General features: G+C 68.4%; 12 protein-coding genes. 6 read left to right on the top strand and 6 right to left on the bottom strand.

Features of this window, described 5'->3' with window-relative positions:
- Positions 1–501 (bottom strand): biotin/lipoyl-containing protein (locus B4M62_RS02695; RefSeq protein ID WP_290704797.1); only part of this gene is annotated, 501 nt, incomplete at its 3' end.
- Between the two features lie 118 nt (positions 502–619).
- A complete protein-coding gene (locus tag B4M62_RS02690; protein ID WP_290704794.1) occupies positions 620–2194 on the bottom strand; it encodes a leucyl aminopeptidase in 1575 nt (524 codons plus the stop codon).
- A gap of 52 nt (positions 2195–2246) precedes the next feature.
- On the opposite strand from B4M62_RS02690, the gene gcvT reads away from it, so the two are divergent.
- Together gcvT and B4M62_RS02680 are read left to right on the top strand one after the other, a co-directional pair.
- Positions 2247–3365: a glycine cleavage system aminomethyltransferase GcvT gene (gene gcvT, locus B4M62_RS02685; protein WP_290704791.1), complete on the top strand. Its 1119-nt coding sequence runs from the start codon at positions 2247–2249 to the stop codon at positions 3363–3365.
- Between the two features lie 88 nt (positions 3366–3453).
- Positions 3454–4584: a branched-chain amino acid aminotransferase gene (locus B4M62_RS02680; RefSeq protein ID WP_290704788.1), complete on the top strand. Its 1131-nt coding sequence runs from the start codon at positions 3454–3456 to the stop codon at positions 4582–4584.
- Here B4M62_RS02680 and B4M62_RS02675 read toward each other — a convergent pair whose 3' ends face one another.
- From B4M62_RS02675 to B4M62_RS02665, 3 genes are read right to left on the bottom strand one after another with little or no spacing between them, the layout of a single operon-like run.
- Positions 4585–5343, bottom strand: coding sequence for an adenosylcobinamide-GDP ribazoletransferase (locus B4M62_RS02675; protein WP_290704785.1), 759 nt, complete (start codon positions 5341–5343; stop codon positions 4585–4587). It abuts the gene before it with no gap.
- Entirely contained in the window at positions 5333–7018 is a 1686-nt protein-coding gene (gene cobT, locus B4M62_RS02670) for a nicotinate-nucleotide--dimethylbenzimidazole phosphoribosyltransferase (RefSeq protein ID WP_290704782.1), read from the bottom strand. The genes B4M62_RS02675 and cobT overlap by 11 nt, the downstream gene beginning before the upstream one ends.
- Before the next feature lie 5 nt (positions 7019–7023).
- On the bottom strand, positions 7024–7683 hold the full coding sequence (locus B4M62_RS02665) for a DUF3043 domain-containing protein (RefSeq protein WP_290704779.1): 660 nt from the start codon (positions 7681–7683) through the stop codon (positions 7024–7026).
- 63 nt (positions 7684–7746) lie between these two features.
- Here B4M62_RS02665 and B4M62_RS02660 point away from each other — a divergent pair, with 63 nt between their 5' ends.
- The 3 genes from B4M62_RS02660 to B4M62_RS02650 all read left to right on the top strand — a co-directional run bounded on the left by B4M62_RS02660 (position 7747) and on the right by B4M62_RS02650 (position 10311).
- Positions 7747–8832 carry a glycerate kinase gene (locus B4M62_RS02660; protein WP_290704776.1) on the top strand — a complete coding sequence of 362 codons (1086 nt, stop codon included), beginning with the start codon at positions 7747–7749 and terminating at the stop codon, positions 8830–8832.
- A 53-nt stretch (positions 8833–8885) separates the two neighbouring features.
- Entirely contained in the window at positions 8886–9245 is a 360-nt protein-coding gene (locus B4M62_RS02655) for a HesB/IscA family protein (RefSeq protein WP_290704773.1), read from the top strand.
- A 94-nt stretch (positions 9246–9339) separates the two neighbouring features.
- Positions 9340–10311, top strand: coding sequence for a carbohydrate kinase family protein (locus tag B4M62_RS02650; RefSeq protein WP_290704771.1), 972 nt, complete (start codon positions 9340–9342; stop codon positions 10309–10311).
- Positions 10312–10321: 10 nt separating this feature from the next.
- Here B4M62_RS02650 and asnB read toward each other — a convergent pair whose 3' ends face one another.
- Positions 10322–12247, bottom strand: coding sequence for an asparagine synthase (glutamine-hydrolyzing) (gene asnB / locus B4M62_RS02645; RefSeq protein ID WP_290704768.1), 1926 nt, complete (start codon positions 12245–12247; stop codon positions 10322–10324).
- Positions 12248–12523: 276 nt separating this feature from the next.
- On the opposite strand from asnB, the gene B4M62_RS02640 reads away from it, so the two are divergent.
- A partial coding sequence (locus B4M62_RS02640; protein ID WP_290704765.1) for a cytochrome C oxidase subunit II occupies positions 12524–13268 on the top strand: 745 nt, incomplete at its 3' end.

The following is a 13268-nucleotide window of genomic DNA, read 5'->3' as shown; positions in this document are numbered from 1 at the left end:
GTCGACCTTGTCGGTGGAGACTTCCAGCAGTGGCTCGTCGACGGCGACGGAGTCGCCGACCTGCTTGAGCCAGGTCGTGACCGTTCCCTCGGTGACGGACTCGCCGAGTGCGGGCATCACAATGTCGGTTCCGCTTGCGCCGCCGGCCGGCGGAGCTGCCGGTGCCGGTGCCGGAGTCGGTGCGGCCGGTGCCGGCACCGGAGTCGGTGCGGGGGGCGCAGCCGGCTCGGCCGCCGGAGCAGGGGTCGCGGGCGCGGCCTCGCCGGCCTCGCCGATGACGGCCAGTTCGCCGCCGATCTCGACGACGTCGTCCTCCGCCGCAACAATCTTCACCAGCACACCGGCTACCGGGGAGGGGATCTCCGTGTCGACCTTGTCGGTGGAGACTTCCAGTAGCGGCTCGTCGACGGCGACCGTGTCTCCCTCCGCCTTCAGCCACCGGGTCACAGTTCCTTCGGTGACGCTCTCACCCAACGCGGGCATCTGGACGGAGAAGGCCATTGCTGTTGACTCCTCGAAATAGTCGGTTGTGGCAGGTCGGACGCGGTTGGTGGTGCGTCGGCCGGCGTGGCGCGGAGGGGGATGCTCGCCGCTCGAGTCCAACCCTACAGGCGAAGTGCTAGCCGGTCGCGGCGATGTCTTCGATCACTGCGATCAGGGTCCGCACCGGTACGCCGGTCCCACCTTTGGGGGAGTAGCCCCACGGGCCTCCGGAGTTGAACGCGGGCCCCGCGATGTCCAGATGGGCCCATGCCTGGCCGGTTGGCACGAACTCCTTCAAGTAGATCGCGGCGGCGAGCATGCCGCCGTTGCGGTGTGGCGTCACATTGGCCATGTCGGCGACCCGTGAACTGAGGTCGGCCCGCAATTCGGTCGGCATCGGCATCGCCCAGCCGTTCTCGCCCGCGGCGCGCGACAGTTCGGCCACCCGGTTGCGGAAGTCCCGGGTACCCATCACACCGGGGGTACGGGTGCCGAGCGCGACCATCTGCGCGCCGGTGAGGGTCGCGGTGTCGATGAGATAGTCGGGTTCGTCTTCGAGGGCGCGCACGATGGCATCGGCCAGGACCAGGCGGCCTTCCGCATCAGTGTTGAGGACTTCAATCGTCGTGCCGCCGTACTGGGTCAGCACATCGCCCGGGCGCTGGGCGGTGCTCGATGGCATGTTCTCGGCCATCGGCACGGTAGCGGTGACGGTGGCGTCGACGTCGAGTCGCGCGGCGGCGATGACCGCGGCGATGACCGCGGCGGCGCCGCCCATGTCGGAGGTCATGAGGTCCATGCCCGCCGCGGGCTTGATCGAGATGCCCCCGGTGTCAAACGTGATGCCCTTGCCCACCAGGGCCACCGACTTGGCGTCTTTGCGGCCGGTGTGGTGCAACCGGACCAGGCGCGGCTTGCGCGAGCTACCTTTGCCGACGCCGATGATCCCGCCATAGCCCTGCTGCGCCAGCGCCGAGTCGTCGAGAACCTCAACCGTCAACCCATGCTTGCGTGCCAGGGCGGCCGCTCGCGCGGCGAACTCCTCCGGGTACAGGTGACTCGGCGGGGTGTTGACGAAATCGCGTGCCATGGCCACCGAATCGGCGACGATCACCGCATGGGCGAGTTCGGCTTTCGCCTCGGAGTTCTTGGCGTCGACGAGAAGATGGAACTTGGTCGGTACGGGCGGGTCGCCGTGCCCGGGCTTCGTTTTCTGCGCATCGGATTCGGATCGGAACAACTCGAAGCGATAGGCGCCAAGGAAGAGGCCTTCGGCGACGGGGCCGATCCCCACCGACGACAGCGTGGTCGCGACGGTCGCGTGGCCACTCAATTCCCGCGCGGCAACGCCGGCGGCCTGGCGCAGCGATTCGGCGGCCGCGCTCGCACCGTTGGTCTCCCCGGTGTCATCATCACCGTCGTCGTCGAGAGCACCGAGGCCGACTGCCACCACTACGTCGACGCCGAGGCCGGCGGGCGCGGGTAGGCGGGTGATCTCGCCGTGCTTGCCGCTGGCTCCGAGTGCGAGGAGGCCCGCCTCGATGCCTTCGGCAATGGCGTCGTCAACGATCCCGTCGCCGATGACGAGCGTGGGAGCGGTGTCGCCGCTCTGGTTCAGCCCGATCAGCAGTGCGGTGTCGGCGCGGGCGATGGAGGTGGCGAGATCGAATTCCGGGCCCCGGACCCGGTCGGCGGTGTCAGAGTTGCTCACGCCTTCCAACTTTGCCACAGATGGCGGCCACGGCTCCGGCTAGTCTTTGGCGATGGCCGCGACGAACGATCTCCTTGACGGACCCCTGACCGAACAGCACCGGGAACTCGGCGCCACGTTCGCCGAATTCGGTGGCTGGAACATGCCCGTGTCCTACTCCGGCACGGTGGCCGAACACACCGCCGTCCGCGCCGCTGTCGGCCTCTTTGACGTCAGCCACCTGGGCAAAGCGCTGGTGTCCGGGCCGGGCGCGGCGGAATTCTGCAACGCGGCGCTGACGAACGACCTGGGCAAGATCGCGCCCGGCAAGGCGCAGTACACGATGTGCTGCAACGACGCCGGTGGCGTCGTCGACGACCTCATCGCCTACCTCGTGTCCGATGACGAGGTGTTCTTAGTGCCCAATGCCGCGAATACCGCAGCGGTGGTCGCGGCGCTGCGGACGGCGGCGCCGACGGGTATCGAGATCACCGACCAGCACCGCGACTACGGCGTACTCGCCGTGCAAGGGCCGCGCAGCGCCGAGGTCCTCGGCGCGTTGGGCCTGCCCGCCGACATGGCATACATGGCGTTCGCCGACGCCGTGCTCACCGTAGCCGGGGCGGCCCGCCCGGTCCGGGTCTGCCGCACCGGCTACACCGGGGAGCACGGCTATGAGGTGCTGCCGACGTGGTCGGACACCCCGGCGGTCTTTGCCGCGCTGCTGGCGGAGGTGACCGCCCGCGACGGTTTGCCGGCCGGGCTGGGAGCCCGAGACACACTTCGCACCGAGATGGGCTACGCGCTGCACGGACACGAGTTGAGCCCGGCGATCACCCCTAACCAGGCCCGCAGCGGCTGGGCCGTCGGCTGGGGCAAACCCGCATTCTTCGGTCGCGACGCGTTGCTGGCGGAGAAGGAGGCCGGCCCGGTGCGGCGCCTCTACGGCCTGCGCGCCACCGGGCGCGGGATCCCGCGTGCGGGGTGCGACGTCCTCGATCGCGAGGGCGGGGCACGGATCGGGGAGTGCACCTCGGGCACGTTCTCGCCATCCGCGCAGGTCGGTATCGCGCTGGCACTGCTCGACACCGCGTCGGGAGTCAAGAAGGGCGACACGGTTGTCGTAGACGTGCGCGGCCGGGCACTGCCGTGCGAGGTAGTCCTGCCGCCGTTCGTCCAGTCCCACGTCTGAAACGGACCGCGCATCGGCGCCGGCGGCGACAGGATTTCTGGTCGGCGCAGCTGATATTCCCGTTGCCCTGCCCGGTATCCTTGGGCGCATGACCTTGGATTTCACCCGCACATTGCACCCACACGCCGTGCCGGAGTCCCGTCGTGGCGAGATTCTCGCGACACCGGGCTTTGGCAAGTACTTCACCGACCACATGGTGATGGTGGACTATGACACCGCGCGGGGATGGCACAACGCCCAGGTCAAGCCGTATGGGCCTATTGCCCTGGACCCGTCGGCCATGGTGTTGCACTACGGGCAAGAGATCTTCGAAGGGTTGAAGGCGTATCGGCAGCCGGGCGGATCGATCGCCGCGTTCCGGCCGACGGCGAACGCCCAGCGGCTGCAGCGCTCGGCGGAGCGGCTGGCGATGCCAGCGCTGCCCACTGCGGACTTCCTCAATTCCCTGCACGAGCTGCTCGCCGTCGACCACGGCTGGGTGCCCGAAGCAGGGGGTGAGGCCGCCCTCTACATTCGGCCGTTCATGTTCGCCTCGCAGGCCGGTCTCGGCGTCAACTCGCCGTCACAGGAGTACCGGTATGTGGTCATCGCGTCGCCGGCCGGGCCCTACTTCTCCGGCGGGATCAAGCCGGTGACCGTTTGGCTTTCGCGCGAGTACGTGCGCGCCGCACCGGGCGGCACCGGATTCGCCAAGTGCGGCGGCAACTACGCGGCGGCCTTCGTCGCGCAGGCGCAGGCGACCGAGAACGGCTGCGACCAGGTTGTGTGGCTCGACGCGGTCGAGCGCCGCTACATCGAGGAGATGGGCGGGATGAACCTGTTCTTCGTCTTCGGTTCTGGCGCGGACGCGCGACTCGTCACCCCTGAGCTCACGGGCTCGCTGCTGCCGGGGATCACCCGCGATGCGCTGCTACAACTGGCGGTCGACGCCGGGTTCGCCGTGGACGAGCGGCGGATCACGATCGACGAACTGCAAGCCGGCGCGGCCGACGGGTCGATCACCGAGGTCTTCGCCTGCGGCACGGCCGCAGTTGTCACGCCGGTCGGCCGCGTCCGTGGTGAGCAGGAGGACTACGTGATTGGCGACGGGGAGCCCGGCGAGGTCACGATGGCGCTGCGCGACACCCTGACCGGCATCCAGCGCGGCACGTTCGCCGACACCCACGGGTGGATGACCGAGCTGTACCCCGCACCCGTCGAAGCGGCTACCCCCGCGTAGTCACAGCGTCAGCACGATCAGGGTTGCCGCGCATGACAACTCGATACTCGCGCCGAGCACGTCGCCGTTGATGCCGCCGAATCGCCGGGAGCAGTGGGCTGTGAACGCCCACGCGCCGGCGACCACTAGGGCGATCGCGATGAATCCGCGCGGTCCGAGGGGGTAGGCGGCCGCACAGCCGACCGCGACCCACAATGGAATCGACCAGCTTTGCGTACCTGCGACAAGCGCGCCGAAACCTGTTGGGTCGGCGGCCGGCAAACGCCGGCGGCAGCCGATGACCGCGGCGAGGCGGCTCGCCACGACGGCGAATCCGATCGCATACCATGCGCGGTCGTGGGCGAGCGTGCCGATGCATACCGCGCCGGTCCCCAACACCGCGATCAGTGCCACGACGCCGAACGGCCCGGTGGAGCCGTCGCGCATCACCTGCCGGACTCGCTGCGGGTCGCCGTAGCACCCCAACCCGTCGGCGGTATCGGCGAGGCCGTCGAGGTGCATGCTTCGGGTGACCAGTGCCAACACGGCAACGACGAGGCCGCCGATGAGCAGATCCGGTGCCTGGGTGTGCGAAAACCCGAATGCCGTCCCGGCGGCGAGGACCCCGACGACTGTGCCGATGAACGGAGTCACCGCGATCACGGCTGCGCCCGCGGCGCGGTCGATATTGCGATCGATCGTGCCGACCGGCGCCACGGTGAGCCAGGATGCGGCGAGGCGCAGCGCACCCAGCGGCCCGATCCGGGACTCAGGCGTCACTGACCCCGGCCTCGTCGAAAGTGGCCATGGTTGCGAGGACGTCGGTGGCGGCGATCACCAGTGGCAGCGCAACCAGGGCACCGCTAGCCTCACCGAGCCGCATGTCCAGGTCCAGCAGCGGCGTGAGGCCGAGGCGGTGCAGCGCCAGCGCGTGGGCCGGCTCGGCCGACACGTGGCCGGCCTGCCACCATTCCACCGCGCCCGGCGCCAGATCGTCGGCGACGAGTGCCGCCGCGGTCACCACCATGCCGTCGAGGATCACCGGTGTGCGCCGGAGCGCGGCCTGGGCGAGGAATCCGGCGATCGCGGCCAGGTCGGCGCCACCGATCGCGGCCAGCAGGGACAGCGGATCGTCGGCGACCCGGCGCCCGCGCCACATGCCGTCGCGGATCGCAGCCGTCTTCCGGATCCATCCGGCGTCGTCGATTCCGGTGCCGCGGCCGACAACCAGGACGGGTTCTTCATGGGCCAGCACGCCGACGAGGGCCGCGGCCGGGGTGGTGTTTCCGATACCCATGTCGCCGGCGATGAGAAGGTCGACGCCGGCGTCGACCAGTTCGTCGGCGATCGCCCGGCCGGCGGCCACCGCCTGGCGGGCCTGCGCGAGGGTGATGGCGTCGGTGACGCGCAAGTCGTTGCTGCCCCGGCAGACCTTATATCTCGAGACTGTGGGATCGGTATCGGCGGCTACGGCGATGTCCTCAACCCGCACAGTCGCGCCGAGGCGCCGGGCCAGGACGTTCACCGCGGCCCCGCCGGCGACGAAGTTCGCCACCATCTGCGCGGTTACTGCTTGCGGAAATGCCGAGACACTGCCCCCGTCGGCATCGGGTGCGGCGACCCCGTGGTCACCGGCGAAGACGACCACGGTCGGCGCGGTGATCGGCGTGGGCGGACAGGTTCCCTGGCAGGCCGCGACCCAGGTTCCGAGGGCTTCGAGCCGGCCGAGCGAGCCAGGGGGTTTGGTGAGAACGCCGTGGCGGGCGGTGGCGGCGGCGGCGGCCTGTGCATCGGGCGGGATGATCGGCTCGAAGACTTCTGCGTCGGTCGGGTCGGCGGGGGACACGGCGTCCGGCCTGCCGGTCGTGCTCGCCGCGGCCGCGACGACCGGGGCCGGGGCGGGGCGGGTACGGGTCGGGGTCGGCGCCGCCGAACCCAGGGCGACCACCCGCCCCGCGACCAGCAGCACGGTGTCGTCGACGGCAGCGGCGACGGCTTGATTGGTGCGGCCCATCAGGTCTTGGAATAGTCGCCCCGACGGGGTTTCGGGGACCAGCGACAATCCGACCTCGGGGGAGACGACGACCACGTCGGCCCGGTGCTCGCCGATCGACGCGCACAGCTCGGCGAGTGGGCCCGCCAGGCGCACCGCTTGCGCGGCGGAGTCGCTATCGCTGTCCCAGTCCACCTGGGCCGCGACCCAGTTGCCAAGATCGTCGACGAGGACCGGCACGTCGGGCCGTGCGCGCAGGGCAGCCGCCACGTCGACGGTCTCGACCGTCTCGTAGCGATCAGAGCGTCGCTCGCGGTGCCCGGCGACCCGCGCGGACCACTCGGCATCGGTCGACAGGGTTGGACCCGTGGCAAGGTAGCGGACCGTCTGGTGGGCGGCGAGCAGCTGTTCTGCGTGCTCGGACTTGCCCGATCGGACACCGCCGAGGACCAGGACGCGCACGGGACTCAGACCGCTTCGCCGCGCTCAACCTGCGGCTTGGGAACGCGCAACCGCCGCATCTGCAGGGTCCGCGAAGCCGCGTACCAGCCGAGTTTGAAACCTCCGTCAGTGGACTCGGGGTAACGCTGCGCAGCCCGCTTGTTGACGAGCCGACCCACGTAAACGCAGTCGATGACCACCATGACGACGAACACGAGGAGGGCCAGGCTGACCAGGGCGGAGTACCGCGGCAAGCCGTAGACGAGGACAATGAAAACCAGGGCGATCGGGGTGAACAAGCCCGCGAAGTTGCGCCGCGAATCCACGATGTTGCGGGCATAGCGGCGCACCGGGCCCTGATCCTTGGGGAGCAGGTAGGCCTCCTCGCCGGCGAGGCGGCGGTCCCGGACCTCGTTGCGCAGGTCGCGCTGCTTGTCGCGGGCCTCGCGGCGCTCCTCCTTCGACATCGTCTCGCGCATTTCCTTGCGCCGAGTGCGCGCCTCCGCGCGGGTCATCGGCGGCGGAGCGACTGGGCCGCGCTTCTTCTCGGTGTCGCGGCGCTTGGGCGTCGGACGGCCCTTGCCTTCGGTGTACCCCGACTTGCGGGTGGGTTCGGTGCCGGCCGCGTCGACGGCGGTCACGGTGTCGTCGGCGTCATCGGCGCTGCGCTGCCACGGCATTCTCACTCCTACGAGCCTAGGCGATCGGCCCCGCTGCAAGGGCTCGGGGCCTGCCTATACTGGCCGATCATGGCTTTACGCGTCGTCGTGGCACCAGATAGCTTTGGCGCGACGCTGACCGCGGCTCGGGCCGCGGCGGCGATCGCGTACGGCTGGTCGTCGGTGCGCCCGGCCGATGCGGTCCTCGTCAAGCCGCAGTCCGACGGCGGTCCCGGGTTCATCGACTGTCTTGACGGGGTGGGGCGCTTGCGCGCGGCGCCAGTCGCCGGGCCGCTGGGCGAGACGACGATGGCGCGGTGGCGAATCGCCGGGCACACCGCCTATCTCGAATGTGCTCAAGTATGCGGCCTGCACCTGATCGGGCGACCTGAACCGCGGACTGCGCTCGCGGCGAGCACCGCCGGCGTCGGACAGCTCATCACGGCGGCCCTGCGGGCCGATCGGGTTACTCGACTGGTCATCGGGTTGGGTGGCTCCGCGACCACCGACGGTGGCCGCGGCATGCTCGACGCGCTCGGTGGACCCGATGCGGCGACCGGGCTGCTGGCCGGGGTGCGGGTGGTGGCCGCCACCGATGTCGACAACCCGCTGACCGGTCCGCGCGGTGCGGCAGCAGTATTCGCGCCGCAAAAGGGCGCCGATCAGGCTGCCGTGGAGCTGCTCACGGACCGGTTGGCGCACATCGGGGCCGAGTTCGAGATATTTGCCGGGCGGCCGGTGTCCGATGAGCCGGGCGCCGGTGCGGCGGGCGGGTTGGGGGCGGCCCTACTCGCCCTCGGTGCGACCCGGGTATCGGGTGCGGATCTCGTCGCCCGGGCCACGGGGCTGCCTGCGGCGATGCGCCGGGCCGACGTCGTGATCACCGGGGAAGGACGTCTTGACGACCAGACCGCCGCCGGGAAGGTCGTCGCGCGGGTGGCGGCGGCCGCCCCGCCGGGGGTTGAGGTGATCGCACTGGTCGGGGACTCTTCGGCGGTCGACCCCGGGTTGCGCCGCCGGCTGCGCCTGGACACGGTCGCATCCCTCGTCGATCACGTGGGGCGCGCGGCGGCGTTCGGCGACGCCGCGGCGTCGCTGGCGTCGCTGGCCGCACGCGTCGCCGGGCGCCGAGCAGACACCGGGCGTGGGGACGGGAACGGAGAGACCGGGGAATAGCCGGGCATGGAGTACCGTTGGAAAAAGCGACCTGACGATAAGGGAGTCCTCCAATGACCGTTTCGAATGAAACCGACACCACTTCCGCCACCGGTGCCGTGCTGACCGACTCGGCGGCCGCCAAGGCCAAGGCGCTGCTCGATCAGGAGGGCCGCGATGACCTCGCCCTTCGTATCGCCGTGCAGCCCGGCGGCTGTGCTGGCTTGCGCTACCAGCTGTTCTTCGATGATCGTTCGCTCGACGGCGACGTCGTGAGCAACTTCGGCGGCGTGAAGCTGGCTGTTGACCGGATGAGCGCACCGTACGTCCAGGGCGCCACCATCGACTTCGTCGACTCGATTGAGAAGCAGGGTTTCACCATCGACAACCCCAACGCCTCGGGCAGTTGTGCCTGCGGCGACTCATTCAACTGATCCGCAGCGAAAAGGTGGGCGGTAGGAGGCCGTAACGGCCGCCTGCCGCCCCCCTTTCGGTGGCCCCGAGATCTGGTTCGGTAGCGTGGCGCGGGTGTCTATTGCTGTGTGTGGGTCGCTGGCGACCGATCATCTGATGAAGTTTCCGGGCAAGTTTTCCGAGCAACTGCTTGCCGACCAGCTCGAACACCTGTCGTTGAGCTTCCTCGTCGAGGACCTTGTTGTTCGGCGCGGGGGAGTCGGGGGCAACATCGCCTATGCCATCGGGGAACTCGGCGGTGCGCCGAAACTGGTGGCCGCGGCCGGATCCGATTTCGATGACTATCGTGCCTGGCTCACCGGCCACGGCGTCGACTGCGGGGGCGTGCGCGTCTTCGACACCGCCCATACCGCCAGGTTCATGTGCACCACCGACGAGACAATGGCCCAGCTCGCCAGCTTCTACGCCGGGGCGATGACCCGGGCCAGCGAAATTGATCTCCTCGCCGTGTTCGACGAGATCGGCAGGCCGGATCTGGTGCTGATCGGCGCCGACGCCCCGGACGCCATGGTCAATCACACGCGGGCCTGCCGTGACGCCGGCATCGACTTCGCGGCCGACCCGTCTCAGCAGTTGGCGCGACTGGACGGCACCACCGCTCGCGACCTCATCGTCGGGGCGAAGTACCTATTCACCAACGAATACGAGTGGGGACTACTCAAGCAGAAGACTGGGCTGTCCGCTGATGAGGTCGCCGACCTCGTCGGCGTCCGGGTGACGACGCTCGGGGCCCGGGGGAGCCACGTGGTTGCTGCCGGGGAGACTATCGAGGTCCCGGTGGTACCCGTTCGCGACGCGGTCGACCCGACCGGCGTCGGAGACGGATTCCGTGCCGGTTTTCTCACCGCGCTGACCGGCGGGCTCGGATATGAGCGTGCTGCTCAGCTTGGTTCGATGGTCGCCGCCCTAGTGCTCGAGTGTGACTCGACCCAGGGCTGGTCGTGGGATCCGCAACGGGCCGGCGCGCGCCTCGCCGACGCCTACGGCGAGCAAGCCGCCGCAGAGATCGGCGTGCTGTTCGGCTAGTGCGGGCCGGTTAGAGGCGTATCGGGTAGGTGTGGTCTTCGATTGTGGGCACGATCGTCTTCTCCACGAAGATTCCATGCCACACCATGAAGATCAGCACGTTCCACAGGCGCCGGCTGTTGTCGACGACGCCATCACGATGCTCATTGAGCATCTGCAGCACGAACTCCTTGTTGATCAGGTGATCGGTCTGCGAGTCCGCGATGGTCTGATGTGCCCAGTCGTACATCTCGGTGCCGGCCAACCAGTGCCGGATCGGGACCGGAAAGCCCAGTTTGCGGCGGTGCAGGACGTGCGGCGGGATGATCTCTTCGATCGCCTTGCGCAACGCGTACTTGGTGGTGCCGTGGACGATCTTCTCGTCGACGGGTAGCGCCGACGCGACTCGCCAGACCTCGGTGTCGAGGAACGGCACGCGCAACTCCAGGGAGTTGGCCATCGTCATCTTGTCGGCCTTGACCAGGATGTCGCCGCGCAACCAGGTGAACAAGTCGAGGTGCTGCATGCGCGCGACCGGATCCCAGCCGGCCGATTCGGCGTAAATCGGCGCCGTCACATCGGTGTGGGTCCATTCGGGCCGGTAGGTGCGCAGGACCTGTTTGAGCCGGGCGTCGTCAAAGCTGCGCGCGTTGCCGTAGTAGCGGTCCTCCAACGACAGCGATCCCCGGTGCAGCAGACTCTTGCCGCGGGTGCCCTCGGGGATCCGGTCACTGATTCGGCCGGCAGCGCGTCTGGCAACGCCGGGCAGTTTGTCGAAGGCGCCGAGGGACAGCGGTTCCTTGTAAATGGTGTATCCGCCGAATAGTTCGTCGGCCCCCTCGCCGGAGAGGACGACCTTGACGTGTTTGCGGGCCTCTTTGGCCAGGAAGTACAGCGGCACCAGTGCCGGATCGGCGACCGGGTCGTCGAGGTACCACACGATTTCGGGGATGGACGCGACGAACTCGGCTGGACTGACCACTTTGACGACGTGGCGCACGCCGATCGCCTCGGCGGTCTCGGCGGCCACATCGATCTCCGAGTAGCCATCGCGTTCGAACCCGGTGGTGATCGTGATCAGGTCGGGATTGTGCTGCCGGGCCAGCGCGGCGACCAGGGTCGAGTCGATACCGCCGGAAAGGAAGGACCCGACGGTTACGTCGGCGCGCATGTGCTTGGCAACCGAATCGCGAAGGACGTCGGTGATCTCGGCGTAGCGCGACTGCCGGGTTTCGGCGGTGAAGGGCACGACCTCGAAGCGCGGCACGAAGTAGCGCGTTGTCGCTGGACATTGGCCCGGGACCAGTGACGCGTAGCAGCCGGACTCCAAGCGCCCAATATTGGCGTGCAGGGACTCCGGTTCCGGGACGTACTGGAGCTCGATGTAGTGCTCGAGCGCCCGATGGTCGAGCGCGTCGTCGAGTCCGACCCGGCCGAGCAGTTCCAGAACGCTCTTCTTCTCGCTGCCGAAAACGGTGCCCCTCGGCCCAGTGGCCAGGAACAGCGGTTTAATGCCGAACGGATCGCGGGCGAGGAACAGTGACCGGGACTGTGTGTCCCAGATCGCGAAGGCGAACATGCCGCGCAGACGCTGCACAGCGAGTGGTCCCCAATAGTGGTAGGCCGCGACAATGACCTCGGCGTCGCCCTCCGTGTGCATCGGTGCGTCGAACTCGTCACGCAACTGCTGCCGCAATTCGACGTAGTTGTAAATTTCGCCGTTGAAGACCAGGGCGTATCGATCCGGGGTATCGGCCGGACCCCAGCGCAGCGGTTGGTGTGAATGCTCGATGTCGATGATCGAGAGCCGGTTGAACCCGACTACGAGGTCGTCGTCGTGCCAGGTGCCTGCCTCGTCGGGGCCACGGTGTCGCATGCAGTGCGACGCGGATGCGACGAGGTCGACGGCACTGTCCGCCGTCGCGTCGGAGGTCAACAGACCCAACAAGCCACACACGGTGTTCTCGCCCCACTTTCTGCGGCGGCATCGTGCGCCGCCGCCCGTCGAAACCGCCGCGCAGCATGCGAAGCGGGTCCCTGTCGTCGAATCGAGTATGCCGTAGCGACACGCCTGGCACCGACTCGCCCAGATCACCGGCCCCAATCGCAACAGTTTGGGCGGGTTGGTCTACGCTGCGTAGTACTAAGTGCAAGAATTGTCTTGCAGTCATGTTGCGTGAAATTTGTGTGCGGCCGGGCCCAGGGTCCGGGGCGTCCAGGTGAGCAGGAAGGCATGAAATTGACACACGGTGAACGGTCCACGGCGCGCCGCGCCACGACCGCATCGCGCACGGTCAAGCGGGTCGGCCTCGTGGCCGCGTTGGGTCTTTCGACCCTGCTCATGACCGGTTGTGGGCCGCGCGAAGCGTTGCGTTTTGGTTGGCCGACCGGCGTGACGCCAGAGGCAAAGGCCATGGGCCACCTATGGACTTGGGCCGTTATTGCGTCGCTGATCGTCGGCTTCCTAGTCTGGATGGCGATCTTTATCGCCATCACATTCCACCGCTACCGTGCCGGCGAAGATCCCTTCCCCCGCCAGACGGCATACAACATGCCTGTCGAGCTGGTGCTCATCACGCTGCCATTCCTCGCGATCGCGGTGCTGTTCTACTTCACCGTCGTCGTTGAGAACAAGGTAGAGGCGAAGACCGACGACCCCGGAGTCGTCGTCGACGTCACCGCCTTCCAGTGGAACTGGAAGTTTGGCTACGACAAGGTCCGCCAAGCTGACGGAACCTATAAGAGTTACGCCGTCGAGAACGGCAACCCGTTTGAGTTGCAGGCTCAGCGCAACGCCGATCACGGTCATCCGCTGCCGCTGCCGGCCGGTGGCCGCAGCGACAACATCCGCGACTACCTGCGCTTCTCCAGCATCGAGACGCTGGGAACGTCGACGGAGATCCCCATCATGGTCCTGCCGGTGGATACGCGCATCGAGTTCAACCTCGCCGCCGCCGACGTCGTGCACTCGTTCTGGG

It is taken from the genome of Gordonia sp. UBA5067, assembly GCF_002414845.1.
Lineage (GTDB): Bacteria > Actinomycetota > Actinomycetes > Mycobacteriales > Mycobacteriaceae > Gordonia > Gordonia defluvii.
This window is presented reverse-complemented; position numbering and strand designations above follow the sequence as displayed.